27 protein-coding genes are annotated in these 25,995 nt (G+C 47.8%); 13 read left to right on the top strand and 14 right to left on the bottom strand.

Annotated features, from left to right (window positions below; genetic code table 11):
• The first annotated feature begins 200 nt into the window (after positions 1-200).
• Positions 201-1,589: a hemolysin family protein gene (locus CXL14_RS18280; protein WP_014417301.1), complete on the top strand. Its 1,389-nt coding sequence runs from the start codon at positions 201-203 to the stop codon at positions 1,587-1,589.
• Positions 1,590-1,602: 13 nt separating this feature from the next.
• On the opposite strand, the gene crcB is transcribed toward CXL14_RS18280, so the two are convergent.
• Genes crcB through CXL14_RS18265 form a run of 3 tightly spaced genes read right to left on the bottom strand, consistent with a single transcriptional unit; the run spans position 1,603 to position 3,072 of the window.
• Positions 1,603-1,962, bottom strand: coding sequence for a fluoride efflux transporter CrcB (gene crcB / locus CXL14_RS18275; protein ID WP_014417302.1), 360 nt, complete (start codon positions 1,960-1,962; stop codon positions 1,603-1,605).
• Positions 1,959-2,354, bottom strand: a complete 396-nt coding sequence (locus CXL14_RS18270; protein WP_014417303.1) for a fluoride efflux transporter FluC — start codon at positions 2,352-2,354, stop codon at positions 1,959-1,961. The genes crcB and CXL14_RS18270 overlap by 4 nt, the downstream gene beginning before the upstream one ends.
• A 1-nt stretch (position 2,355) precedes the next feature.
• Positions 2,356-3,072 (bottom strand): glycerophosphodiester phosphodiesterase, encoded by a 717-nt coding sequence (locus tag CXL14_RS18265; RefSeq protein WP_014417304.1) that lies wholly within the window; start codon positions 3,070-3,072, stop codon positions 2,356-2,358.
• 169 nt (positions 3,073-3,241) lie between these two features.
• Here CXL14_RS18265 and CXL14_RS18260 point away from each other — a divergent pair, with 169 nt between their 5' ends.
• From CXL14_RS18260 to CXL14_RS18250, 3 genes are all read left to right on the top strand, one after another.
• Positions 3,242-3,346: a YhdX family protein gene (locus CXL14_RS18260; protein ID WP_003155299.1), complete on the top strand. Its 105-nt coding sequence runs from the start codon at positions 3,242-3,244 to the stop codon at positions 3,344-3,346.
• Between the two features lie 160 nt (positions 3,347-3,506).
• The gene (locus CXL14_RS18255) at positions 3,507-4,622 is read left to right on the top strand and encodes a mechanosensitive ion channel family protein (RefSeq protein WP_014417305.1); all 1,116 of its coding nucleotides are present in this window, start codon (positions 3,507-3,509) and stop codon (positions 4,620-4,622) included.
• Positions 4,623-4,685: 63 nt separating this feature from the next.
• On the top strand, positions 4,686-5,417 hold the full coding sequence (locus tag CXL14_RS18250) for an NAD-dependent protein deacylase (protein WP_370531147.1): 732 nt from the start codon (positions 4,686-4,688) through the stop codon (positions 5,415-5,417).
• Positions 5,418-5,449: 32 nt separating this feature from the next.
• Here the strand turns inward: CXL14_RS18250 and CXL14_RS18245 are convergent, their stop codons facing one another.
• Positions 5,450-6,298 (bottom strand): polysaccharide deacetylase family protein, encoded by an 849-nt coding sequence (locus tag CXL14_RS18245; RefSeq protein ID WP_014417307.1) that lies wholly within the window; start codon positions 6,296-6,298, stop codon positions 5,450-5,452.
• Between the two features lie 256 nt (positions 6,299-6,554).
• On the opposite strand from CXL14_RS18245, the gene dat reads away from it, so the two are divergent.
• Positions 6,555-7,406, top strand: coding sequence for a D-amino-acid transaminase (gene dat / locus CXL14_RS18240; protein ID WP_014417308.1), 852 nt, complete (start codon positions 6,555-6,557; stop codon positions 7,404-7,406).
• A 42-nt stretch (positions 7,407-7,448) separates the two neighbouring features.
• Here dat and CXL14_RS18235 read toward each other — a convergent pair whose 3' ends face one another.
• The gene (locus tag CXL14_RS18235; RefSeq protein ID WP_014720932.1) at positions 7,449-8,033 is read right to left on the bottom strand and encodes a TetR/AcrR family transcriptional regulator; all 585 of its coding nucleotides are present in this window, start codon (positions 8,031-8,033) and stop codon (positions 7,449-7,451) included.
• A 108-nt stretch (positions 8,034-8,141) separates the two neighbouring features.
• Here CXL14_RS18235 and CXL14_RS18230 point away from each other — a divergent pair, with 108 nt between their 5' ends.
• Entirely contained in the window at positions 8,142-8,693 is a 552-nt protein-coding gene (locus tag CXL14_RS18230) for a hypothetical protein (RefSeq protein WP_014417310.1), read from the top strand.
• Between the two features lie 38 nt (positions 8,694-8,731).
• Here CXL14_RS18230 and CXL14_RS18225 read toward each other — a convergent pair whose 3' ends face one another.
• Complete coding sequence (locus CXL14_RS18225) at positions 8,732-9,232, bottom strand: universal stress protein (RefSeq protein ID WP_007409250.1); 501 nt, start codon at positions 9,230-9,232, stop codon at positions 8,732-8,734.
• 421 nt (positions 9,233-9,653) lie between these two features.
• Here CXL14_RS18225 and CXL14_RS18220 point away from each other — a divergent pair, with 421 nt between their 5' ends.
• Together CXL14_RS18220 and CXL14_RS18215 are read left to right on the top strand one after the other, a co-directional pair.
• The gene (locus tag CXL14_RS18220; RefSeq protein WP_014417312.1) at positions 9,654-11,411 is read left to right on the top strand and encodes a multidrug ABC transporter ATP-binding protein BmrC; all 1,758 of its coding nucleotides are present in this window, start codon (positions 9,654-9,656) and stop codon (positions 11,409-11,411) included.
• Positions 11,408-13,429, top strand: a complete 2,022-nt coding sequence (locus tag CXL14_RS18215; RefSeq protein ID WP_014417313.1) for a multidrug resistance ABC transporter ATP-binding protein/permease BmrD — start codon at positions 11,408-11,410, stop codon at positions 13,427-13,429. The genes CXL14_RS18220 and CXL14_RS18215 overlap by 4 nt, the downstream gene beginning before the upstream one ends.
• Before the next feature lie 39 nt (positions 13,430-13,468).
• On the opposite strand, the gene CXL14_RS18210 is transcribed toward CXL14_RS18215, so the two are convergent.
• From CXL14_RS18210 to CXL14_RS18185, 6 genes are all read right to left on the bottom strand, one after another.
• Positions 13,469-14,089: an NAD(P)-dependent oxidoreductase gene (locus CXL14_RS18210; protein WP_014417314.1), complete on the bottom strand. Its 621-nt coding sequence runs from the start codon at positions 14,087-14,089 to the stop codon at positions 13,469-13,471.
• A gap of 28 nt (positions 14,090-14,117) precedes the next feature.
• A complete protein-coding gene (locus CXL14_RS20465; protein ID WP_007610363.1) occupies positions 14,118-14,243 on the bottom strand; it encodes a hypothetical protein in 126 nt (41 codons plus the stop codon).
• A gap of 101 nt (positions 14,244-14,344) precedes the next feature.
• Positions 14,345-14,551: an alpha/beta-type small acid-soluble spore protein gene (locus CXL14_RS18205; protein ID WP_014417315.1), complete on the bottom strand. Its 207-nt coding sequence runs from the start codon at positions 14,549-14,551 to the stop codon at positions 14,345-14,347.
• 224 nt (positions 14,552-14,775) lie between these two features.
• Entirely contained in the window at positions 14,776-14,991 is a 216-nt protein-coding gene (locus tag CXL14_RS18195) for a YheE family protein (RefSeq protein WP_012117190.1), read from the bottom strand.
• Between the two features lie 82 nt (positions 14,992-15,073).
• Positions 15,074-16,432 carry a YheC/YheD family endospore coat-associated protein gene (locus tag CXL14_RS18190; RefSeq protein ID WP_014417316.1) on the bottom strand — a complete coding sequence of 453 codons (1,359 nt, stop codon included), beginning with the start codon at positions 16,430-16,432 and terminating at the stop codon, positions 15,074-15,076.
• The gene (locus CXL14_RS18185) at positions 16,422-17,513 is read right to left on the bottom strand and encodes a YheC/YheD family endospore coat-associated protein (protein ID WP_014417317.1); all 1,092 of its coding nucleotides are present in this window, start codon (positions 17,511-17,513) and stop codon (positions 16,422-16,424) included. The genes CXL14_RS18190 and CXL14_RS18185 overlap by 11 nt, the downstream gene beginning before the upstream one ends.
• Positions 17,514-17,751: 238 nt before the next feature.
• Here CXL14_RS18185 and CXL14_RS18180 point away from each other — a divergent pair, with 238 nt between their 5' ends.
• Both CXL14_RS18180 and CXL14_RS18175 read left to right on the top strand, forming a co-directional pair.
• Positions 17,752-18,885 carry a DUF445 domain-containing protein gene (locus tag CXL14_RS18180; RefSeq protein WP_014417318.1) on the top strand — a complete coding sequence of 378 codons (1,134 nt, stop codon included), beginning with the start codon at positions 17,752-17,754 and terminating at the stop codon, positions 18,883-18,885.
• Between the two features lie 85 nt (positions 18,886-18,970).
• Positions 18,971-19,321 carry a YlbF/YmcA family competence regulator gene (locus CXL14_RS18175; RefSeq protein ID WP_014720937.1) on the top strand — a complete coding sequence of 117 codons (351 nt, stop codon included), beginning with the start codon at positions 18,971-18,973 and terminating at the stop codon, positions 19,319-19,321.
• 38 nt (positions 19,322-19,359) lie between these two features.
• On the opposite strand, the gene CXL14_RS18170 is transcribed toward CXL14_RS18175, so the two are convergent.
• Positions 19,360-20,499 carry a DNA alkylation repair protein gene (locus CXL14_RS18170; RefSeq protein WP_014720938.1) on the bottom strand — a complete coding sequence of 380 codons (1,140 nt, stop codon included), beginning with the start codon at positions 20,497-20,499 and terminating at the stop codon, positions 19,360-19,362.
• A gap of 383 nt (positions 20,500-20,882) precedes the next feature.
• Here CXL14_RS18170 and CXL14_RS18165 point away from each other — a divergent pair, with 383 nt between their 5' ends.
• The 3 genes from CXL14_RS18165 to CXL14_RS18155 all read left to right on the top strand — a co-directional run bounded on the left by CXL14_RS18165 (position 20,883) and on the right by CXL14_RS18155 (position 24,754).
• On the top strand, positions 20,883-21,749 hold the full coding sequence (locus tag CXL14_RS18165; RefSeq protein ID WP_007409237.1) for a Cof-type HAD-IIB family hydrolase: 867 nt from the start codon (positions 20,883-20,885) through the stop codon (positions 21,747-21,749).
• A gap of 112 nt (positions 21,750-21,861) precedes the next feature.
• A complete protein-coding gene (locus CXL14_RS18160) occupies positions 21,862-23,364 on the top strand; it encodes a coproporphyrinogen III oxidase (RefSeq protein ID WP_007409236.1) in 1,503 nt (500 codons plus the stop codon).
• Positions 23,365-23,464: 100 nt separating this feature from the next.
• Positions 23,465-24,754 carry a lysine N(6)-hydroxylase/L-ornithine N(5)-oxygenase family protein gene (locus CXL14_RS18155; RefSeq protein ID WP_014417321.1) on the top strand — a complete coding sequence of 430 codons (1,290 nt, stop codon included), beginning with the start codon at positions 23,465-23,467 and terminating at the stop codon, positions 24,752-24,754.
• 25 nt (positions 24,755-24,779) lie between these two features.
• On the opposite strand, the gene CXL14_RS18150 is transcribed toward CXL14_RS18155, so the two are convergent.
• Entirely contained in the window at positions 24,780-25,994 is a 1,215-nt protein-coding gene (locus tag CXL14_RS18150) for a cation:proton antiporter (protein WP_003155266.1), read from the bottom strand.
• Between the last annotated feature and the right edge of the window lies 1 nt (position 25,995).

The raw sequence follows: 25,995 nt of genomic DNA, 5'->3' as shown, positions 1-25,995 counted from the left end.
TATGATAAAAAAATCTGAAAATGATGAAAGAATGGAGTTGTGATACAATAAACTATACAAATGACAATCATGCTTTGACTTAGGAGGTGGCAGGATGGGGCCCTCTGTGTAGTCAATCACCCATTTCGTTCCTCTCGCTTAAGAAAAAACGATGAAATCAGGAGGTGACGTCCTTATCCTTCAATTCGGGATAAGGTGAAATGGACGATATTGACAGTTTGATTTTAATCGGTGTGCTCATTGCGTTAACCGCATTTTTCGTGGCGAGTGAATTTGCGATCGTCAGAGTGAGAAGATCCAGAATCGATCAGCTCATCTCAGAAGGGAACAGACGGGCGGTGCTCGCAAAGCGTATCATTACGGATCTTGATGAGTATTTATCCGCCTCGCAGCTTGGCATTACACTCACATCCATCGGGCTCGGCGTACTGGGAGAGCCTGCATTTGAGCGGATGCTTCATCCTGTGTTTCAGGGCATGGGGCTGCCGGATTCAGCTGAGCATGTGATTGCTTTTGCTGCGGCGTACGGGCTGATTACGTTTTTACATGTCGTCGTCGGTGAGCTTGCGCCTAAAACGGTTGCGATTCAAAAAGCGGAAAAGCTGACGTTATGGATTGCCGGACCGCTTCGGTTATTTTACGTGTTCATGTTCCCGTTTATTTGGGTGCTGAACGGCTCCGCGAGAATTCTGACCGGTTTGGCCGGATTAAAGCCGGCATCTGAGCATGAAGGCTCCCACTCTGAAGAAGAGCTGCGGTTCCTGCTGTCAGAAAGTTTAAAAAACGGAGAAATCAATCCGTCTGAATATACATTTGTGAATAAAATTTTTGATTTTGATAATCGGATCGCCAAGGAAATCATGATCCCGAGAAAAGAAATCGCGGCTGTTTCCACTGATATGGACGTGCCGGAAATGCTTGATATGATGCTGAAAGACAAATATACGCGCTGGCCCGTAACGGACGGGGACAAAGACAGTGTCATCGGCATGATCAATACGAAGCATCTCTTTTCAGATCTGCTGTTTATGACAGAAGATGAAAAAGAGGAAGTATCCATCACGTCTTACGTCCGCCCGGTGATTGAAGTCATCGAGACGATCCCGATACACGACCTGCTGATAAAAATGCAGAGAGAACGGATTCATTTGGCGATATTGTCTGATGAATACGGCGGAACGTCCGGTCTTGTGACGACCGAAGACATCCTTGAAGAAATCGTCGGCGATATCAGAGACGAATTTGATGAGGATGAACAGCCGCAGATTCAAAAGCTGTCCGAACGCCATTATGTGCTGGACGGAAAGGTTCGGATTGATCAGGTGAATCATCTTCTCGGCGCAGGGATTGAAGAGGAAGTCGACACGATCGGCGGTCTTGTGCTGAAACGGAATATTGACATCTGTGCGGGTGAGTCGATACAAATCGGGGGATACACTGCCCTCATATTAGAAATGGACGGCCGGTTTATTAAACAGCTTGAACTCAAAGAAGAACAGGGCCGCCCGGGCGGTCAGGGAACAATAAACCGCCAGCTGCCCGTGCCTGAAACGGTCATGCTTCATAACGCAACCTTGAGCGAAAAATAAGCTCAAGGTTTTTTTAAATGGACATGATAATGAAGCCGCACCAGAACGCCAAAAGGCTTCCGGCTGCTGAAACAGCGATGTAGAGCAGGCTTTCCTTTATGCGGTTGTTCATCATCAGCTGCACGGCTTCAATACTGAACGTGGAAAAGGTCGTAAACGCACCGAAAAAGCCCGTCGCGATGATGATGCCGGCGGAAGGATTATCCAGGCCCAGTCCGGTGAACATGCCGAGGCCGAAGGAGCCGAGCAGGTTGACCGCAGCCATTCCAAGCGGAATCGGAAAACTTTTTGTTCTTTCTGAAATTGCTTTACCCAGCAGAGACCGTAATACCGCTCCGATACCCGCTGCGATAAGCATCAGGACAATCGTCATGGCGTATCATGCCCCCTTCCCGCTGCGTGAAGGGCAATCCGCCGTCCCCAGAAAATGCCGGCGTATGCAAGGGCAATGCCAGAGATTAATGTCGCGGCAGCATAACAAAAAGCCGCTGCGGGAGACGATTGCAGCAGAAAAATGGTTTCTTTTGCGAAGGTTGACATCGTCGTGAAACCTCCGCAAAAACCGGTTCCTAAAAAGGCGGTCAAAAGAGGGCGTTTAGCCCGAATGATGAAATAACCCGTAATAAGACCGAGTAAAAGGCTTCCCGCCGCGTTTTCGAGGAAAGTGGCCGCCGGGAAAGAACCGCTGTGAATGTGCGCGCTCATTTCAAAGCGGAGCAAAGCGCCAAGCGCGCCTCCGATAAAAATTGCGATGTATTGTTTCATATCAGCCATCCTTAGAAATAAAATCCGGAAAATCAGTTACAATGCCGTCAACTGCCATCATTTGCAGCTTTTGGGCCGTCTTTTGATTTCTGACCGTCCAGGCAAACACTTTCAGGCCGTGTCTGTGAGCGGTGGAAATCAAGAACCGATTCAGGCGGGTATATTTAATATTGACATAATGTACGGCTGATTTGTAGGCGGCCAGCTGGCTTTTGGAAAACATCCCGAAGCTGGGTCTTGCAATAATTGCAGTCGGAACGGACGGATACATGTCGTGAAAGGTCTGAATCGACTTGAGGCTGAATGATTGAACGATAGGGTGGATGGAAAAGGAAAACCTGCTTAACAGCTGGCCGACTGCTTTTTCAAGACCGACTTGAGAAACGTGCCCTTTCAGTTCAATTAAAAATCCGATTTTAGAATGATAACGCTTCAAGACCTCTTCGAGCAGGGGAATCCGCTCCCCTTTAAACTCAGCCCCATACCAGCTGCCGGCGTCCAGAGACTGCAGCTTCTTCAGCGTAAAATCTTTTACAAAACCGGAGCCGTCCGTCGTCCGGTCGACTTTGTCATCATGGATGACGACAATCTGGCCGTCTTTTGTGAGCTGGACGTCAAGCTCAATGAAATCAGCGTTCATTTCGGCAGCGATATCAAATGCCGCAAATGTATTTTCGGGCGCGTAACCGGATGCGCCGCGATGAGCGATGGTATACAAGCTTGTCAGCTCCCCTCATGGGCATTTCTGTTATTATATCAGATTCGTATATGCACAGCGATTCAAACTGGTGAATGTGCGAAACAGTATTTTTTTGGAATAAAGATAGTGCTTTTTTCGGTTTACAATCCGCAGTGATGATTTATAATGGCAAAAAGGAGGCGAGATCATGGGAAAAGGGAGATTGAAAGTGGAAGAAAGAATTAAGGCCGAAACCGATGCTGAAATCCAAAAAGCGACTCTCCTGAAACAGACACAATCAAAGAAGAAATAGTGCCTGACCCTGTTGTATCTGGCTGAAAGATGAACGAATGTGTGAAAACCCCGGCTGTGCTCTGATGCCGGGGTTTTTCAGGCTGCCTAAAGACATTAAAAGAAGCTGATGTCCGAATGTTTTAGTATAATAGATTTTCGACAAGACAAAGGAGCATGCCATGATGACACAATTTCAGAGCTTTTTTACGCTTGACCATATTTCGCAGATCAGTATCAGCATCGGAATTTTAGCGGCTTTTCTCGTTTTGAGAAAACTGTTTGTCAAATACTTTTTTCAGCTCGTTTACAAATTGGCGAACAAGCCGAAAACCGACATATTCAAACAGATTGCCGTAGCGTTTGACAAGCCGGCCAGATGGTTTTTCGTGGCGCTGGGTCTGTTTTTGGCGATTGAGTATTCGCCGTTTTTAGACGGGCAGATGGACATTGTCAAAAAATTGTACCGCTCTCTGATCGTTGCGCTGATCGCCTGGGGGCTTTGCAATCTGACATCGGCGTCTTCGTTTTTATTTCATAAAGTCAATCAGCGCTTTGAGCTTGATATGGATGACATTTTGGCGCCGTTTTTATCCAAGGTGCTGCGCTTTGTCATTCTCGCGCTCAGCGTCAGTGTGATCGCGCAGGAATTCAATTATGATGTAAACGGGTTCGTGGCCGGACTCGGACTTGGCGGATTGGCCTTCGCGCTCGCGGCTAAAGATACGATCAGCAATTTTTTCGGCGGCATTATCATCATTACGGAAAAGCCGTTTACGATCGGCGACTGGGTCGAGACGTCATCTGTAACGGGGGGCGTTGAAGATATCACATTCCGAAGCACAAGGTTCCGGACGGCGCAGGGGGCGCTTGTTACCGTGCCCAATTCAACGCTGTCCATGGAAGCCATCACAAACTGGACGAGGATGACGAAGCGCCAGGTCACGTTTTCCGTTCGTGTTTCTTATGCGACGCCGATTGATCGTTTAGAGCGGTGCATCACAAGGCTCAGAGAAATGCTTCGTGAACATGAAGGCGTGCATGATGATACGATTATGGTTAACTTTGACGTGTTTGCGGACAGCTATTATAATCTGTTTTTCAACTTTTACACAAAGACCATCGTCTGGGCGGAAAGCCTGGACGTGCGGCAGGATATCAACCGCCGAATTATTGATATTTTTGCTGAGGAAGGCGTGGAGTTCGCCTATCCGGGCCAGAATGTATTCGTAAAACAGAAGAGCCACGATGATCCGGTTCATGTGAAGGATCATTCCGGAGAAAAAGAACGGGCATAACAGGCGCCGTTCTTTTTTCATGATATGATAAAAAGAAAAGGCGGTGGAAGAGTGGAAGCGTTTATGACATTGATCAATCAGGCGGAACGTATCGTGGTGCTGACGGGAGCGGGAATGAGCACGGAATCCGGCATTCCTGATTTTCGTTCGGCGGGCGGTATATGGACCGAAGACACCTCCAGAATGGAAGCGATGAGCAGGGAATACTTTGAACGCCGTCCGCGTGAATTCTGGCCTAAATTCAAACAGCTCTTTCAGATGAAAATGAGCGGAGGCTATGAGCCGAATGCCGGCCATACGTATTTGGCGGATCTTGAAAAGCGGGGAAAGCAGGTAGACATTTTCACGCAGAATATTGACGGGCTGCATAAGAAAGCGGGAAGCAGCAGTGTCTATGAGCTTCACGGTTCAATTCAGACCGCCGCATGCCCCCGCTGCGGAGCGCGCTACGGGCTTTCTCATCTGCTGAAGGACGAAGTGCCGGAATGTACGGCGGAAATCGGTGATCATGCGGTATGCGGCACCGTATTAAAAACGGATGTCGTGCTGTTCGGCGATCTCGTTCAGCATTTTGAAACCCTTTATGAAAAGCTTGATAAAGCTGATCTTCTTCTTGTGATCGGCACTTCGCTTGAAGTGGCGCCGGCAAGGTTTGTCCCTGAGGATGCGGGCCGGATTCCCGGTTTGAAGCAGGTGATCATTAACCTTGAGCCGACATATTGCGACCATTTATTTGATCTTGTCATCCATGAGAAGATCGGTGAATTTGCAAAACGGATCAGCGCCGCGACATAAAAAAGCCGGATCATATACAGATCCGGCTTTTCTTATTCATGGACGGGAATCATTTGATCCGTCAGAACATCAAAGGAGTAGCCCTGGGCTTTCAGTTTTTGGATCAGGCTAGGCAAAGCGTGCACCGTCGCAGGCAGATCGTGCATTAAAATGACATGCGGCCTGCTCGTATGAACGCTTTCCAAATATGCGAGCTGATTCAATACTTCTGGCACGTACCGTGCGTTTTTGTACTTCCAGTCTTCACTGTCTATCGTCCAGTCCCAGTACACGAATCCGCCTTTTTCGAGATTCTTAATCTGGGCAGCCGTCAATGACGGTTTACTGCCGTAAGGCGTGCGGACAAGATCCGTTTTTACTCCGGTGATTGCCTCGAGCGTATCGCGTCCCTGCTGCATTTCGTTCAGCGGTGATGTCGGTGTTTGATAAAACAGGTGATTATCGTGCGTCACGCCGTGCAGGCCGAGCGCGATTCCTTCCTGCTTCGCTCTTTGCACGGAATGCTTATAGGCTTTCATCCGCGGTTCAAGCATAAAAAAAGTGGCCTTTGCGCCATTTGCCTTCAATACATTCAACAGCTGTTCAGTATATGGAGACGGCCCGTCGTCGAAGGTTAAATATACCGTTTTTTTCCCTGGGTCACGCTCTTTCTGCAAATGTTTCATTAAGACGTCGGGAGAATCATTTTTCAGCCGCAGGCTTTCTGCTTCATCCCGAAGCTGCCCGTTTGCGGTCACGGTGACCTGTTTGTTTTTTGCGGCGGAAGCGGAATATCCCATTATGACGATTACCAGAAGCAGTCCGCACAAAACTGCTAAACTCGTAAGTTTAAAAGCCAATGAAAACAGAGAAGGGGAAGCACCTTCTTTTGTGTTGCGCATAACAATCTCTCCAGTAGCATAAGTTTCTGCATAATGCCGATAACAGCGGAGGCTTGCGAAGTGCCATAAGTTAACAGCATATGTATGTCGAATCAAGTATACAGGAACAAAACTGGAAAAGACATAGAAAAGATGTCGAATAATAAGATTTTAAGAAAAAAATAAACTCCGCAGCCGGCTCGTTCAGTATGATAGAATAGTTGACAATAACAGCTGAGAATGTACATCACGGCAGATAACGATTAGGAGGGTTTACATGAAGACATTAGTAAACGGCCAGTTGATTGATCGTGAAGAAGCGGCAGTTGATATTGAGGACCGCGGATATCAATTCGGTGACGGTGTGTATGAGGTCATCAGAGTGTATAACGGCGCCTTATTCGGTCTGCGTGAGCATATCGTCCGTCTTTTCAGAAGCGCCGCAGAAATCGGCATCACCCTGCCGTTCTCCGCAGAGGACATAGAATGGGATCTGCAAAAGCTCGTACAGGAAAACAAACTCATTGACGGCGGGGTCTATATACAGACGACGAGAGGGAAGGCGCCGCGGAAGCACCAGTATGACGAAGGATTGGAACCGCAGACGACGGCATACACCTTTTCAGTGAAAAAACCGGAAAATGAACAAAAAGCCGGAGCGCAGGCCATAACGGCGGAAGACAAACGCTGGCTGAGGTGTGACATTAAGAGTCTGAATTTACTGTATAATGTGATGATTAAACAAAAAGCCTATGAAGCAGGCGCTTATGAAGCGGTGCTGATAAGGGACGGAGCGGTTACGGAAGGAACCTCTTCCAATGTATACGCCGTCATAAACGGCACTGTCCGGACGCATCCTGCAAATGAGCTGATTTTAAACGGCATTACGCGGATGAAACTGTTAGAGCTGATGAAAGAAAACGGGATTGAGGTGCGGGAGAAGGCTCTTACCGAAGACGAACTCAGGGATGCGGATGAAATTTTCATCTCGTCAACGACGGCTGAATTAATCCCGATCGTAACCCTTGACGGAAAACCGGTCGGAAGCGGCGCGCCGGGACCTGTAGCCAAAACGATTCAGGAGGCTTTTCAGTCGCACATTCAGCAGGAGCTCGGCGTTCAGTCATAAGCTGAAAAAAAGGCCGGAACACATCCGGCCTTTTTGCTTCAGTCAGATAAAAAGAGATTCGATATGCTGAACGAGCACACGGGAGATCTTCTCTTTTGAAAGACGATCAGGTTCAAGCATGGCATGCAGCGCCAATCCGTCGGCGATGGCGTACATTTTCTCCGCTTCGATCTCTTTATCAAGATTCGGTTTCAGAAGCTTATTTTCATCCAGCCAGTCAATCAGGCCGCGGATATATGCCAAGATCCCGTCCTGCTGGGGATGAAACTCTTCTCCCTTATGTCTGGCATAAGCTGTGAAAGCGAACCATACCTCCATTTCAGCCATCGTTTCTTCATCTGTCGGGATGATTTCAAGCATCAGACGCACCGCTTTTTCTTTCGGCGGCAGATCTTTCATGGCAACTTCGTTAATTCTGGCGGCCGCTTTTTCTTTTACGAGTGTCATCGCATACCCTAAAAGCTCATCCTGTGTGGTGAAATAGTGCCTCAGCGCGCCTAAAGAAAGACCCGCTTCCTGGGCGATGTTTCTCACTGTCGCTCCTTCCATTCCCCGCTCCAAAATCGTCCGCCAAGTGGCTTCGGCTATTTGTTTTCTTCTTTTTTCATGATCGATTATTTTAGGCATGGTTCCAGTGTAACAGGAAATATTTTTTCTTGCAATTTTGTAATACAGTTGTATTAAATAAAAAGCAGTGATACAATGCATTTTAGAAAACGATAAGGGGGAACCGGATTGAACGCGATTGCTTGGTTGATTGTCATTTGTGAGGCTGCGTTTTGGGCGGCTGTCATCTTCGGATTGGCGGCGCGCTATATATTCAGGCGGCAAAAGCTCGGAATGTTTTTTTTCGCTCTCATTCCTTTATTGGATGCCGTACTGTTTCTGGCGGCCGCAGCTGATTTATACAGAGGGGCGGCGGCGACTATGGCGCATGCGGTGGCGGCCATTTATATCGGAGTGTCTGTCGCCTTCGGGAAAAGCATGATTCAATGGGCGGATGAGCGGTTCCGCTATTATGTGGTCAAGGAAGGGGCAAAACCGGTCAAGCGGTACGGACTGGATTATGCCAAACATTATGCAAAAGGGTGGGGGAGACATGTATTAGCGTTTGTCATCGGCGGCGTTCTTTTAGCCGGAACGGTATTTCTCATTCAGGACGCTTCCCGCACCGAAGCGCTCAGCGTACTGTTAAAGGGCTGGTCTGTCGTATTGTGCATCGATTTTTTGATCATGGCGAGTTTTTTTGTGATGCCGAAAAAAAGAAGAAACAGCCGGGAGCTGTAAAAAAAGCAGCTTTTGATTAAGCTGCTTTACAGAAAGAATTATTTTACGATCAGCACGGGAATATCGGATTTCGATGACAGTTTTTCACTGACGCTTCCGAATAAAAGTTTTTTCAGCCTGTTCTGGTCCCGGCTCCCCATGACGATCAAATCCGCCGATATACGGTCGGCATGCTCGATAATGGCATCAGCGGGATCACCTTCTAAAATGTCGATATCCCCGTCAATCTGGCTGTCGTTCATCAGCATTCTCGCTTCCGCAACGATTTCTTCCGTACGGTCTTCATAAATCATCGGATCAGGGGAGATTCTTTCCGCCTGGAGCGGGTCAGGAACGCTTGCAATCCCGCCGCCGATATACGTTGCCCCGGCTCCCGGCCTCGGGGGATCAACAATCGTCCGGGTATCTTTTGCATTGTGGGAATGTACGACCGTTAAATCCGCGTGAAACGTTTTTGAAAGGTCTATGGCTTTTTGGAGCGCTTTTTTACTATCATCACTTCCGTCAAAAGCTGCTATCAACCGGTCCGCGTGAAACATCGGCCTCATCCTTTCAGTAAAAAAGGTTTGTTTTACAATACCCGTATGGCAGAAATGTAAAACCTGCATTGACAAAAAAAGGATTTGTTTATATGATGAAGGAACAATATAGGGAAAAAGGAGGTATGGATCATGTCAAAACTAAAGCTTGTCAACTCATCTTCAGCTGAATACCGGCGTGACTCCCATACAGCTTCCGTTTTCTGAACATTTGCTTAAAAACGGGGCAGTCGCGCATAAACGGCGGGTCTGTACCTTATTTATAATAATAAGAGGCATGGAGCTGAGGCTTCATGTCTTTTTTTATACAAAAAAATGAAAGAAAGACAGGTGTGATGCATGTGGCGGTATTAGCGAAAACAATGAAAAACAATCCGGAAAAGCTTGAGGGCGGCTGATTGATGAAAGGGGATGACGGTATTTGTTTACTGTATTAAAAAAGCTCGCGTGGTTTTTTAGAGCCTATTGGCTGCGCTATACGACAGCGATTGTTCTGTTATTGATTGTGAATGTCATTGAAATGTTTCCGCCTAAACTTCTTGGTAACGCGATAGACGATATGAAGGCGGGTGTGTTTACAAAAAGCGGGATGCTGTTTTACATATGTGTTTTTCTCGCATTAACGGCAGCCGTCTATTTACTGTCTTATTTTTGGATGTATCAGCTTTTCGGCGGGGCGAATGTCATGGAGAAGATTCTCCGTTCAAAGCTGATGGGAAGGCTTCTTCAAATGTCACCGCCGTTTTACGAGAAATACAGAACGGGCGATTTAATGGCGCGGGGGACAAATGACTTGCAGGCCGTCAGTATGACGACGGGCTTCGGGGTCTTAACGCTCATTGATTCGACGATGTATATGCTGACGATATTTTTGACAATGGGGCTTCTCATCAGCTGGAAGCTGACATTTGCCGCGATTATTCCGCTGCCGATAATGGCGGCTGCGGTCAGCCTGTACGGAAAAAAGATCCATGAGCGGTTTACGGAAGCGCAGGATGCTTTCGGATCATTAAATGACAAGGTGCTGGAGTCAGTATCCGGCGTCCGGGTCATCCGGGCATTCGTGCAGGAAAAAAATGATGTCAGCCGGTTCGGTGATATGACGGCGGATGTATATGAGAAAAATATGAAAGTGGCGTTTATCGATTCACTTTTTGAACCGACTGTGAAACTTCTCGTCGGCCTCAGCTATCTCATCGGTCTCGGCTACGGCGCTTATCTCGTTTTTCAAAACCGGCTGACGCTGGGAGAGCTGGTATCGTTTAACGTGTACCTCGGAATGATGATCTGGCCGATGTTTGCGATCGGAGAATTAATCAATATCATGCAGCGCGGAAATGCCTCCTTGGATCGTGTCAATGAGACGCTTTCCTATGAGCCTGACGTGACAGGACCCAAGCACCCCGCCGGCATCAAGGAGCCCGGGCGTCTTGCTTTTGAACATGTGACTTTCACATATCCGATCGGAGCTGGACCGGCGGTTTCCGATGTGTCATTTTCCGTTGAGAAAGGGCAGACACTCGGCATCGTCGGGAAGACGGGAAGCGGAAAGACGACGATCATTAAGCAGCTGTTGCGTGAATATCCGCCCGGTGCGGGAGCAATCACGTTTACAGGCGTTCCGATTCAGGAGATTCCGCTTGAGGAGCTCCGCGGGTGGATCGGCTATGTGCCGCAGGATCATATTTTATTTTCAAAGACTGTAAAAGAGAATCTGCTTTACGGACGGCAGGATGCAAACGAAGAGGAAATCGGCAGCGCGCTGAAAGATGCGCATTTTGAAAACGATATCGGCATGCTTTCCGACGGGCTTGAGACGCTTGTCGGCGAGAAGGGCGTAGCGCTCTCTGGCGGACAAAAGCAGCGCATCTCAATTGCGAGAGCGCTTTTGACCGATCCGGACATTCTCATATTAGATGATTCGCTATCTGCCGTAGACGCGAAAACGGAAGCCGCCATCATTGACAGCATCCGTAAAAAACGGCGGCATAAAACAACGATTATCACCACCCACCGGCTCTCGGCAGTTGAACACGCAGATCTCATTCTCGTCATGGATGAAGGCCGGGTATCTGAAAGAGGCACGCACCGGGAGCTATTGGCGCAGAACGGCTGGTATCGAAAACAATATGAGAGGCAGCAGCTGTCCTCTCTTGAAGAAGGGGGGACGGGCGCATGAAGACCGGGAGAAGATTATGGAATTACGCGCTTCAATATAAGAAGCTGCTGATATGGGCGGTCGTCCTGCTCATCATTGCGGTCGGCACTGAGCTGACCGGCCCGTTTATCGGAAAAAAAATGATTGACGACCACATTCTCGGCATTGAAAAAACATGGGTTAAAGCCTCTGCGGACGATCCGGGCGCCGTCAGGTTCCGGGGGCATGATTATGTCAGGGAGGACCGGCTCAAACCGGGGGCGGACAAAACCGGAGAGGCGCACATTTATCAAGTCGGTGCGGGCTACTATTTTGTTGACCGTCCCGTCAGTTTTGACGGAAACCGTTCGGTGTCTGACGGCCGGCTGACAATATCAAACGGTAAAGAAAGCAGGTCATATCCCGCCATTACGTTATCAAGACAGGAGATTTTTCAATTTTACCGTCCCGAAATAAAAGGATTGCTGACGCTGACCGCCATTTACGCGGGACTGCTCATGTTTTCCGTATGTTTTCATTACGGCCAGCATTATCTGCTGCAGATGGGAGCGAACCGGATCATACAGCGCATGAGGCAGGATGTATTTTCACACATTCAGAAAATGCCGATCCGCTACTTTGATAATCTGCCTGCCGGAAAAGTCGTGGCCCGCATTACGAATGACACAGAAGCGGTCAGGGATTTATATGTAACGGTGCTGTCGACATTTATCACAAGCGGCGTTTATATGCTCGGCATTTTTACGGCGCTGTTTATGCTTGACGTCAGGCTGGCCGCCGTTTGCCTGCTGATTATCCCGATTTTAATGGTCTGGTCGGTTGTGTACCGCAAATACGCATCCGTCTTCAACCAAAAAATCCGTTCCATTAACAGTGACATCAATGCGAAAATGAACGAATCCATTCAAGGAATGCCGATTATTCAGGCGTTCCGCCGAGAGAAGGAAACGATGAAGGAATTTGAAGAATTGAATGAATCTCATTTCCGCTACAAAAACAAAATGCTGTCCTTAAATTCTCTCATGTCCCACAGTCTTGTCAATGTGTTGCGCAATCTGGCGTTTGTCGGGCTGATATGGTATTTCGGAGGCGCGAGTCTGAGTGCGGCCGGTATTGTTTCGATCGGCGTTTTATATGCATTTGTTGATTATTTAAACCGTTTATTCCAGCCGGTTACGGGAATTGTCAACCAATTTTCGAAGCTTGAATTGGCCCGTGTCTCTGCCGCCAGGGTATTCGAGCTTTTACAGGAGGAGGAAACGGAAGAAGAAGGCGCTCCCGCAGACAGAAAGGCGAAAGGAACTGTGGAATTCCGCGATGTTTCTTTTGGATATCGAAAGGGAGAAGAGGTGCTGAAACACATCAGCTTTACAGCTGAAAAAGGGGAGACGGTCGCCCTCGTCGGCCATACGGGGTCCGGCAAAAGCTCCATCCTGAATCTTCTGTTCCGTTTTTATGATGCTCAAAAAGGGGATATTCTGCTGGATGGTCAGAGCATATACGGCATGTCGAGGCAGGAGCTGAGGTCGCATATGGGCATTGTGCTGCAAGACCCGTATCTTTTCTCGGGCACGATCGGCTCCAATGTGACACTCGATGATCAGCGTATTTCTTTGGAGCAGGCGGAAGAAGCGCTTCGCCAAGTCGGCGCCGCAAGTCTTCTGAAATCTCTGCCAAAGGGCATCAGAGAGCCCGTTACTGAAAAAGGCGGCACACTGTCCTCAGGCCAGCGTCAGCTGATTTCTTTTGCAAGAGCGCTTGTGTTTGATCCGGCCATTTTAATTTTGGATGAGGCGACGGCGCACATTGACACCGAAACAGAAGCAGTCATTCAAAAAGCGCTGCAAGTCGTTCAAGAAGGGCGTACGACATTTATTATCGCCCATCGGCTTTCCACGATCAGACACGCAGACCAGATTCTCGTGCTGGAAAAGGGCCGCATCATTGAAAAGGGAAGCCATGACGAATTAATGGCGCAAAAGGGGCAGTACCATCAAATGTATGAATTGCAGAAAGGAACGGCGAAGTCCGCGGTGTAATCGGAAAGGGTGAATCTAAAGATTCGCCCTTTTTTTCATTCAGTAAGCCAGTCCCACCCGTTTTCTGACAAACTGCGGGCTGATCAGCTCACGGTACAGAAAATGCGCCGTGTCTCCGACGGTGATTTCAGCGCCGTCTTCAGGAAGGCGATCTTGTTCGAACCGGTAAACTCCGGCAGCATCTCCGTCAGGAAGATAGGTGGGACAGATGATCGTCCAGTCAAGATCCTCTGCCAGCAGCATCTCGTATACGCGGGCGTGTTCTTTTGCGGCTCTTGTTGATTTTCGTTTTGATTCTGCCGATTCAAAACGGTATTGATCAGGCATAAGCCGTGATTGAAGGATACCCGCGGTGCCGATCGTAATCAGACGCTGAACATGATGCCGTTTCATGCCGTCTATGATATGGGTCATAGCGGCTGAAAGGGTATCGTCACCGTCCGTGCCGAGACAGCTCACGACTGTGTCCGCTTTGGAAATCAATCGGCTTACATCTTCCCGCCGCCTCGCATTCCCTGTTATGATATGTTTTTCAGGAATGGGAAGGACTGTTCCGGCTGATCTGACAAGAGCGAATATCTCCATGTGTCCATGTTTCTGCGCTTCTTTTATAAAAGCCTGTCCGACTCTTCCCGTTGCTCCGAGTAAAGCGATGTTCATGTAAAAAACCTCCTCGCCGCTCATTATATCATTCAAAACAGCGGGGAAAAGAATACCTGTGAATAAACGGGAAATGGTGGGCAACATATTCATTGACCAAAGAGACACTTACGAACTGAAACAGCTCCCAATTGACTGAGGCAATGAATGACATGTTTTCCCTCCTTTTTTCCTAGGGTATGTGGAATAGGAAAAAAGGGTGACGGCATAAAAGAAGACGCGGTATCCCGCGCCTTCTGTAAGCCATTTATTGAGTTATTGTACGCCTTGGCCGCCCATGCTCTGCTGTGCGAAAGATACTAAACGTTTCGTGATTTCTCCTCCGACAGAACCGTTTGCACGAGAAGTTGTTTCTCCGCCAAGGTTTACGCCGAACTCAGAAGCAATTTCGTATTTCATTTGGTCGATTGCTTGAGCAGCGCCGGGTACTACGAGTTGGTTTGAAGAGTTGTTGTTTGCCATTTGTATGATCTCCTTTATAAAGTAGTATGGTTGGGTTTGCTGGAATTGCACCAGCCGATGATTTTCGGAATGAAAACCATTGCCAGCTCGGCTTCACCCAATGCTGTTTGCCGCTTTGTACTACGTATTATGGTAAAGCAAACGGCATCTCATTCGGAAAACGGTGTGGTAAATAGCGGAAGGAAAAAGAAAAGCCCAGCCTGGTGCGGCTGAGCTTTTAGCTTTCAGTCATATATGTGATAAAGCATTAATTCATGCAGCTCTTTTACGAGAGCCGGCTCTTCTTTTCCCGGATGTGTGTGTCCCCATTCAATGTCTCCGGACTTATGGTAAATCCCTTCGTAATGCGTACCCTGCCAGTAAAATGAAATCCGCCATCCGGGCAGTTTCTCTTTTTTGAATAACGGTTTCCAGCTGAAGTGCGAAATCATGACGTTCACGCTCCTTATGGGAAATGTTGATCTTGTTCATTGTAGCTCATCGTTCATTGCCTGTCCCGGGTAAACCAAAAAAAAGACAGCCTCACCGCCAAAGTTTTTCCGGGGCGGTGATGGACCGTTCTGATAAATACGACGCGTATTCAAAATTTCTCCGTTTTGTCAGGTAATCGACCGATCTCAGCTTCGGATGGGAAAAAATGCTGCGCCCGGGGCGGGAATTGGCTTCAAACATCCAAACTTTCCCTGAATGATCGACGCCGAGGTCAAAACCGATTTCGCCGATAAAACCTTCAATGTGCTCATTTAACACGCGGCTGACCGCCAAGGCGGCTTTTGAAAGTTTCCGCATCATGCCGACTCTCTCGCGCGGATCGCCGTATAATTCAGCTAACGTCCTGACTTCTCCGCCGGTTGCCAGATGCGTCGTGATGCTGTTTTCACCGGAAATTTTTGCCGCAATGGCCGTCACTGTCCACTTCCCCTCGGCGTTTTTATTCGTGTGCACCCTGAAATCGACGGGGCGCCCATCCAGCCGGATCAGGTCAATGCCTTGCTGAATTAAAAATGCGGACGGGTCATTGTTTTCTTTAAATGATGTCATGAAGGATGCCGCATCTGAATACTCTGCCGTCACCACCGTTTTTTCCTCATTCGTGTGTTTGACAGATAAGCCGGCATCTGTTTTTTCCACCTTGTAAATCCCCGTTCCGAGTGCGCCGTCTGCAGGTTTGATATAGACGGTGTCAAACGTGCTGCATAACGTTTCTAACGCTTCCGCATTCGGGTGCAGGATAGATTTTGGCAGAAGTGAAGCGGTGAGACTGTTTTTTTCCAGAAGCTTATGAATGTCCCATTTATTAAAGAATTGCGGATTAAACCACGGAATCTGATAGACATTCATCAGCCTTTGTTTTGTCTGTTGTAAAAGCGGAACTTCTTCCGTTTTTCGGCTCGGGAGTCTGTCATATACGACATTCGGAAGCGGGACGGCCGTCCGTTTCCAGCTGTTTTCTTTATAAATCAGCGCTTGGACGGTGCCTTCTTCCCAGTTGATCTGATGAGCACCGAAAACAAAACAATATCCGTTCGCCTGTTCATGAAGAGAGAGCATCTTGGAAAAGAAGTCTGTGCGGTCTCTTAACGGGCGGGTCGGCGATGATGTGAACCCGGCTGTGAAAACGCCGATCAGCGGACCGATGTGCACCGTCTGGCCGTGTATGAGAAAGTCAGCCCGGCTTTTATGCGGTATCAACAGCTCCTCAAACAAATCTTCAGAAAGGAGCGCGCTTTTTTCAAGTGATTGAGAAAAGGCTACACGGCATTTGACAACCTTGGTCCCGAAGGCAGCGGATAAAAGCCCTTCCCGTTTCATGGAGGAGGGGAGAAACAGCGTATTTTTGCTTTTTTTATCGATGCCGACAATCATCCCTTTATGATTCACGCGGTAATACTCCTTTCCGGCTTTCCTGTGACTGAAGTTCGCGGAAGCGTCTCAGCGGACTCGTATACAAATCCTCTTTCGCCTCCGGAGCCACGCTTAAAATAGCTTTCCGCCCCGGCTTTGAATTGACATCCAAAAGCCAGATGCGTCCGTCTTTGGCATAACAAATATCGAGCCCCAGCTCAAACAGCGGCCCGAACCGTTCGTCAAGGAAATAAGGGACGGATTGGGTGATCGAAAAGACATCATCCAATAAAACGGCCTGCTGCTTTCTCGGAATTTCCTCAAACCATGTGTCAAACTTAATCGGTTCAGATCCTCCGGGGAAATGAGATAAAAGACCGTTCTGATAACCCCTTCTGACCGCTTTTCCGACCGTTTCCCAAACGCCTGACTCAGTTTTGCGCATGAAAATGCGGATGTCGCACGGATGCCGCTCTTTATCCTGGATATTTAAGTAGGATTGAAGCAAATAGCGGTGCTGCAGCACTTTTTTGCACCAAGACTTAAAAGACACGTGATTGGAAAATGATTTTGTTTGTTTGTTTTTTCCGATATAGTAAGTGGCCGTAATTGATTTTTTGCCTGTTTCAAGCAGGATGATGCCTCTGCCTCCCGCGCCGAAAGCGGGCTTAAGTATACATGCTTTTTCCTTGGCTAAGTATGATTGCACCTGTTCATAGCGGCTGACTTCGGCCGTTTCAGGAATATAGGGACTGATCAGATGATGTTTTTGGAGCGCATCCGTGACCGTCCATTTATCAGGAAGCCCCCGGCCGATAAATTCCGTTTTCCGATATTTTTTCAGCCATTCGACGATCGGTTTGGCTTTTTGCGCTTCAGCGGATTTTCCGTAAAAACAGCGGTCGTAAATATATTCGGGAATATCGATTTCCGTTTCGTTCCACTTTCCGCTTTGCGGGTGATAGACGAGCGCTTTTACGCGCAAAGAATCCGGAAATATATCAAACGGTGTAAAGCGGGCTAAGCGCACATTATATTGAGGCGCTCTTTCAGCCAATTCCCCGGCGTAATCTTCTTCGTGCCGGCGGGATACAGACATAAAACCGAGTGTTGTCATATTATTACTCCCCCTTTATTCAAAAAGCCGCTGATGGAACGGCCCTTCCATCCAATAAATATGCTAAGGCGCATCATAAAAGATGATCTACTGTAAAGAGTACGAAACAGCATCTTGCCTTATTCCTCACAAACAACAATTCAGGTTCTTCATTTGCCCGCATGCACGCCAGCCTCTATAATACGAATAGATATATCATCAAGAAAATAGAACATTAGATGGAGGCAGAAGAAAAGGAATGGGCATAGCAGGAACGTTTCTATTTATGATTGTGATCGGAGCCGCGATCGGCGCGGTGACGAATCATCTTGCCATTCAGATGTTATTTCGTCCGTACCGGCCGTATTACCTGTTCGGAAAACGGGTTCCGTTTACGCCGGGGCTGATCCCGAAAAGGCGGGATGAATTGGCAAAACAAATGGGGCTCATGGTGACGAACCACCTTTTAACCCCGGAAGGAATAAAAAAACGGCTTTTATCAGATACCGTTAAAAACCAGGCGCTTCTTTTCGCCGAACAATTCACGCAAAAAATGGCCGCTTCCGAGATGACGGTGCACGAAGCTTTGGCCGCCGCGGGCATCCGGAATCCGCAGGAAAAAACGGATGCCTGGATTGACCGTTTTACCGATGAAAAGCTTTCGGAACTGTACCGGAAATATGAGCACCGCGCCATAAAAGACTGGCTTCCTGATGAGCTTCAGGAAAAGCTGGATGAAAAAGTCCCGATGGCCGCAGATTATATCCTGAAGCGGAGCATTGATTATTTTGAGAGCGAAGAAGGGAAAGACAGGCTCGGAAATATGATTGACGACTTTTTGAATTCCCGGGGGATGCTCGGCAGCATGGTGCAGATGTTCCTCGGCAATTCAAGCTTGGCAGACCGTGTGCTGCCTGAGCTGTTAAAGTTTTTGCGCAATGAGGAAACGAAAAAGCTTCTGGCTGATCTGCTTTCTCAAGAATGGGGCAAGCTCAAATCTTATACACTTTATGAGGCCGATGAAAAGTGGAATGCGAAAGATCTGCTGTTCAGCATGAAAAAGCGGGCTTTGGCCGCACTTCAAACCGCGCCCTTTTTCGAATGCCGGCTCGGTGACATCATCTCCCGTTATGAAGGGGAGATTACGGGAACGTACGCGCCGAAGCTGCTTGATGCGGCACTCGGCAGTATTGCCGCTCATTTGGAGGATGTACTGAAACGGCTGCGTCTTGAGGAAGTGGTCAAAGAGCAGGTTGATCAGTTTCCCGTTGAACGGCTGGAGGAAATGGTGCTGTCGATTTCCAAGAGAGAATTTAAGATGATAACGTATTTAGGCGGTTTGCTCGGCGGGATAATCGGAGCAATTCAGGCTTTGTTTGTCATTCTTTTCTAAGGAAAACATACGCCGATGATGAAAGTCGCTCCGCAGTCTGTTATAGTGGAGTGGTATGTCCGAAAGGAAGAAAGGAGCGGTTACTATGGCAGTTCATTTTTATGATGCAGCATATGATCTTGAAAAAGCTTTGCGAAACAGTGATGAATACAGCCGTCTGAGAGGGCTTTATGATCAAGTAAACGCAGATGAATCGGCAAAACGCATGTTTGATAACTTCCGCAATGTACAGCTGCAGCTGCAGCAGAAACAGATGTCAGGTGAAGAAATCACTCAGGAAGAGGTAGAGCAGGCACAAAAAACGGTTGCTCTCGTACAGCAGCATGAATTGATTTCTCAGCTGATGGAAGCGGAACAGCGCATGAGCATGCTGATCGGCGAGTTAAACAAAATCATTATGAAACCTCTTGAAGAGCTTTACGGCAGCCCGGAATAAGCTCCAAACCCCTCCATCTATGAAATGGAGGGGTTTTTTTATTCAACAGAAAAATCAAGCGAACCTTTTACCGTTCCGTTAATGATGATAGACAGAGTGTGAATTCCCCGATAATGCTTGCGGGTGGTTAAATCTTTAAGGGAATGATGTTTGCTGAAGGTTTTTACGTCCCCGTTATCCATGGCGGACTCCGACATCTTAAACACCTTGCGGCTGCGGTGCCCCCTTTTCTTTACAAAATCAATCGCGTATTCAACCCTGACTTTTTGCCGGGCGGATGAGCGGATCTGAAAAGAAAAATGTATGCTTGTTCCGATGGCGGCCGTTTCCGAATTCAGTGTAAAACGTTCCAATGAAATCCGGGAGGCGTCTTCAAACCCGAAAACCGCAAGCGCCTGTTTGTCTCCTCTTTTTAACAGTGTCCTGCAGGCGTGCTTCAAAATCCAGTTCGTGTGCGGACAGCTTCCGAACCGCTCGGCTGCGATCTGTAGCAGAAGATCCGGATGTGTTTTGGAGATGTCATTCAGGTTATTCGCCACGCTTTTTCTGACATATAACGAGTCATCCTGCATCAAGCGGTCCAGAACAGGGAGAATCGGAGAAGGATCGTCAAGAAGAGCCGGAATGGAGATTCCCCATGGGAGGCGCGGTCTTGAGCCTTCGCTGGCAAGCCTTCTGACATGTTCGTCCGGATGCTCCGTCCAGGAAAGGAACTCTTTGAACATCCGCTCCCGGTCAAGCCTGATATACGGGCGGACCGCAAATTCGGAAGTGGAAAAACGAGTGAAATACTGAAGCGCCTTCATGGATTCGTCCCAGTGATCCGTTCCGTACTGTTGGACATAATCGGGAAAAATAATCCCGGCGAGCCCTGAGAAGCGGGGAGCTGTCTCATATAAGACGTTAAGCGCCCGTATGTAATCCTTCGGCAGTGTTTCATATAAAGAGTCTGTGATCCGGCGCATCCGCTGTTTTAACGTCAGTCCGGGCCAATCTTCCTGAAACATCAGCGCCCGGCACTTGTCCCGCTCAAAAGCCGGATACGCCGATTTGATTCTGTTCAGAAGTGCTTCTGCAAATTCTTCGTTATAAATATCTTTTAATAGAGACATGACAGTCACCGCTTTTTTTCTTTTATTATATGAGAATGTATGTTCCCTTTCAACTTTATCATACATTCAGCATAGATATTTCCTCTGATTTTTTTAGTTAAAAAAACCCTTGTTTTTTAACAATATAATTGAGATAATAACTCTGAAAGCGCCTACACTTACAGATGATCTAAGGATACGGTCGCCTATACTGCCTGGTATGTTAAGGGGTAGCAACAGAGAGTAAGTGAAACGAGCGCATCAACGGTCAAATAAGGGGTTCCTGATATATTTCGTAAATAGAAATACACATTGGGGAGAAGGCAGCAAATCGATCGTATCCCAACAAAACGACAGTTCAAAGTCTGCTTGAGGCAGGCTTTTTTGCTGCGGAGAAAAGGTTGTTCTAAACAAAGAGACAGGGTCATATCCTAATGACAAGTACAGTCATCAAGGAGGGGGACTTCTCTGTGTCAAAACAAATGCTGGCGTTAAATATAGACGGAGCGCTTCTTCGCTCCAACGGCAAACTTCATCAGACGACAAAGGATGCCATCGAATACGTCAAGAAAAAAGGAATTTACGTCACACTGGTCACAAACCGCCATTTTCGCTCCGCTCAAAAAGTGGCGAAAATATTAAAGCTGAATGCAAAATTGATTACCCACAGCGGCGCATACATTTCTGAAAAAATAGATGAGCCGTTTTTTGAAAAGAAAATATCAGAAGATCACACGTTTAATATCGTTCAGGTGCTGGAAAGCTATCCATGCAATATCCGGCTTCTTCACGAAAAATATTCGATCGGAAACAAGAAGAAAGTGAACTCCAATCTGGTCGGGAAAACGATGATTCATCCGTCTGACCCGATTTTTTATCCGGTGCAGTTTGTCGAATCATTAAGTGACCTGCTCCTTGATGAGCCGGTTTCAGCGCCCGTCATTGAAGTGCATGCCGAAGATGGTCTGCAGGCTGATATAACGGATACGATAATGAAAGCATTCCCGGCCGTCGATGTGATCCGCGTCAACGGAGAAAAACTGAACATCGTGCCTAAAGGGGTTTCAAAAGAAAGCGGACTTTCGATGGTCGCCGCTGATCTCGGGCTTTCAATGGAAGAGGTTGTGGCTATCGGCCATCAGGAAGATGATCTGCCGATGATCGAGCTGGCCGGTCTCGGCGTCGCGATGGGGAATGCCTCAAATGAATTAAAAAGAAAAGCGGACTGGGTGACAAGGTCAAATGATGAACAGGGAGTCGCCTATATGATTAAGGAATATTTCCGCATGCAGCACCGCAAAGGCTTTCTCGATAAGTTCCATATGAAACGGCCGTAATCAAGAGCCGCAGACGCGAAACGCCGGTCTGCGGCTTTTTCGCGGATTGATTTTAGCCTGTTCTTTCTGTACACTAAAGAAAGTTTTGAATCTGAAAAATAAGGTGATCACATTGCAAATAAAAATAGACGGCATCACGGATGACAGGCTGCATCGTCCGCTGCAAAACATCGCGAATTTATTTTTTGAAGAGTGTGTTCTTGCGTACGGCGAAACGGAGGAACCCTCTGATCTCGTCATCTCACTTGCCATTTCTCAAGATGCAGACAGCGTGTCGGTATCCGGAGAAATCAAAGGAACCGGCGAAAAGGAACATCATACGAAACCGCTTCTTGCCGGATGGAGCGAAAAAGAAGTATTTAAACAGGTGAAAAACACGCTGTCATACGTCTACTTAAATCTTCTTCAATCGCATACGGGCATGACACAAAAATGGGGAATCTTAACCGGCATCAGACCTACTAAACTTCTTCATAAAAAGCTGCAGAGCGGCCTGACAAAAGAAGAGGCGCACGCCGATCTGAAAAAAGATTATCTGATCCATGATGAAAAAATCAATCTGATGCAGGAGATTGTCGACCGCCAGCTCGCTGCGGTTCCCGATCTGTATCGGGTCAAAGATGAAGTCAGCATATATATCGGCATCCCGTTCTGCCCGACGAAATGCGCCTACTGCACGTTTCCGGCTTATGCCATTCAAGGACAGGCGGGAAGAGTCGGCTCCTTTTTATGGGGGCTTCACTATGAAATGCAGAAAATCGGAGAATGGCTGAAGCGGCATGATATCAAAGTGACGACCATTTATTTCGGCGGCGGCACGCCGACAAGCATTACCGCTGAAGAAATGGATCTTTTATATGAAGAAATGGTCCGCTCTTTCCCGGATGTCGCGAATATCAGGGAGATTACCGTTGAAGCGGGCCGACCCGACACGATTACGGAGGAAAAGCTGGCCGTTTTAAATAAGTATAAGATTGACAGAATCAGCATTAACCCGCAATCTTATGAAAACGAAACGCTTAAGGCCATCGGCAGACATCATACAGTTGAAGAAACCATCGAAAAATACCATCTTTCCCGCAAACACGGCATGAATAACATCAACATGGACCTGATCATCGGCCTGCCGGGAGAAGGGACGGCTGAGTTCAGGCACAGTCTTGAAGAAACGGAAAAGCTGATGCCTGAATCTTTGACCGTTCATACGCTTTCTTTTAAACGGGCGTCAGAAATGACGAGAAACAAGCATAAGTATAAAGTTGCCGACAGACAGGAAGTGTCCCGCATGATGGATGACGCCGTCCGCTGGACAAAAGAGCACGGCTATACGCCGTACTACTTGTACCGGCAGAAAAACATTCTCGGAAACCTTGAAAATGTCGGCTACTCCTTCCCTGGTCAAGAAAGCATCTACAACATTATGATTATGGAAGAAGTGCAGACGATTATCGGTATCGGCTGCGGCGCGGCAAGCAAATTCATTCATCCGGAAACCGGAAAAATCACGCACTTCGCCAATCCGAAAGATCCGAAATCATATAATGACCGATTCGAGCATTATACAGAAGAGAAAATCAAATACTTAGATGAGATGTTCGTCAAATCTGCATTATAATATCAAAAATGGCACGGAATCAGCGTGCCGTTTTTTTATGTTTAACCGTCTGCAAAAATGGGAAAAGACCATCAGACTGTTATTCGTAAGAGGTGTAATTATGTATGATGTCATAGGAGCGGGAATCGGGCCGTTTAATTTAGGGCTTGCCGCATTGTTAGAGGATATACCAGGAACAGACGCTCTTTTTTTCGATAAAAAGAAAGAATTTGCGTGGCATCCCGGTCTATTAATTAAAGGGACGGATTTACAGGTGGCGTTTCTGGCGGACCTGGTCACGCTCGCCGATCCGAAAAGCCGCTACACGTTTTTAAACTTTCTCCATGAACATGACCGGCTGTACCGGTTTTATACGTTTAATGAATTTGATATTCCGAGACGGGAATTTAACGACTATTTGAGCTGGGCGGCTTCAGAAATCAAATCATGCCGTTTCGGCTCAGAGGTAATCGGTGTGAAAAATGCCGGCGGACATTATGACGTCAGCGTCAAGAACATTGAGGACGGAAGCATCAGTGTCTATCAAACGAAGCATTTCGTCATGGGGACGGGGTCTGAGCCGCTTATTCCCGCAGAGATTGCTGACGAAGCGCGTCAGGACACGATGGTCAGCACGGAATATTTGTTTCGGAAAGACGAGCTCGCCGGCGCCGAATCAATTACGGTGGTCGGTTCCGGACAGAGCGCCGCGGAGATCTTTTCTGACTTATTGCACGATGAACAATACCGCCGCAGCCGGCTGCAATGGGTGACACGCTCCGCCGGATTTCGAGAATTGGAAACCGCCAAGCTCGGGCAGGAAATGTTTACACCTGATTATGTGGAATATTTTAACCGCCTGCCTTTTAAAGAACGGCTGAACACGCTCCCTGAGCTGGACGGACTGCGCCACGGCATTGATTCTGACACACTTGCCGCCATTTACGATGCCCTGTATCACAGATCGATCAGCGGAGGTTCGCCTGACGTGTATATTCAGCCGATGGCGGAGCTTGAAAAAATTGAAAAGCAAAATGGGCGCTGCGTACTGAGCTTTCATCAATGGCAGATGGATGAAACCTTTACGGCCGATTCAGAAAAAGTGATATTGGCGACCGGCTTTAAACCTCATATTCCGGAATGGTTTACGGCAATTGCCCCCGATATCGAATGGGAGGATGAGAAACGGTTTAAAGTGACGGCCGATTCCCGTCTTATCTTTAAGGACGACAGGCGGCATCATTTTTTCACATTAACGAATCTTGATCATGCTCACGGAACAGGCGCTACGAATTTGAAGCTGTCTGTTTACAGAAACCAAAAAATCATCAATACCATTCTGGGGAAAGAGCATTTCTCCATTAATAAAAAAACGGCTTTTCAGCAATTTCTTCCCGCTCAAAAAAACTGACCCCTTATGAAGAGGTCAGTTTTTTTTATGATTTCTGCGGCTTCTTTTCAGGCGTCTTCCATTTGAACACGCTGTTCAACAGGAGATATATCCGCTTCGATTCTTTCGTGAGCAAAGGGCCGAAGATGGCCAGTATTAAAACATATAAGGCGGCGAAAGGTTTAAGTGAAGCGGACAGGCCGCCGGCGATGCCGAGATTTGCGACGATAATGGAGAATTCGCCGCGTGACACAATGGTCAGCCCGATATTAGACGATGCTTTATGAGAAAGCCCCGCCCGGCGTCCGGCGATCATGCCGGCGATAAAGTTTCCGGCAATCGTCAGCAGAACGGCGCCGAGGGCAAGCCATACCGCATCTCCGAGTGAAAACGGATCAATGCTGAGACCGAAGCTGAAGAAAAACATGGCCCCGAAAAAGTCACGGAACGGCACGACAAGATGCTCAATCCTGTCAGAATGGGCCGTCTCCGAAAATACGAGTCCGAGCAAGAGCGCGCCGATCGCTTCAGCGACATGAATCGTTTCGGAAAAGCCGGCAATGAAAAAGAGCGCGGCGAAAATGACGATGACAAATACCTCGTTTGAACGGATATCAAGCAGCTTGTTCAGCAGAGGCGGCAATTTTCGGGCGGCAATGAAAAACAGCAGCATATATCCGAAAGCGATCACGATTGACATCAGCGCGCCTCCGACAGACGTCGCGTCTCCCAGAACAAGCCCGGAGACGACGGACAAGTAAACCGCCAGAAAGATATCCTCAAACATAATGATGCCGAGAATCAGCTCCGTTTCCGGATTGGCCGTGCGCTTTAAGTCGACAAGCACCTTTGCGACAATGGCGCTTGATGATATCGTGATGACACCCGCCAATACAAGCACTTCCAAAAAGGAAAAGCCCGTGATAAAGCCGTAGATCAGCCCTAAACTGAAATTAATCAGAATATAAATCGTTCCGCCGGCGGCAATTGAACGTCCGGATTTGACTAATTTTCCGACCGAGAATTCAAGCCCGAGGTAAAAGAGGAGGAACAGGACGCCCATCCGTCCGAAAAATTCAATCACTTCCCGGCTTTCGATAAACGTCAGGTCAATGATGCCCGCTTGGGGCGCGTGCGGCCCGACAAGCATTCCTAAAATGATCAGGAAGGGGATGATCGAGAATTTAATTTTATTGGCGATGACACTCGCAATGGCCACAAGAACTAACGCCGTACCGACTTCAAATACGAGATGGTCCATA

It is taken from the genome of Bacillus sp. SJ-10 (assembly GCF_002843505.1).
Lineage (GTDB): Bacteria > Bacillota > Bacilli > Bacillales > Bacillaceae > Bacillus > Bacillus velezensis.
The sequence above is the reverse complement of the archived record's forward strand: the minus strand, read 5'-3'. Positions and strand labels throughout refer to the sequence as shown.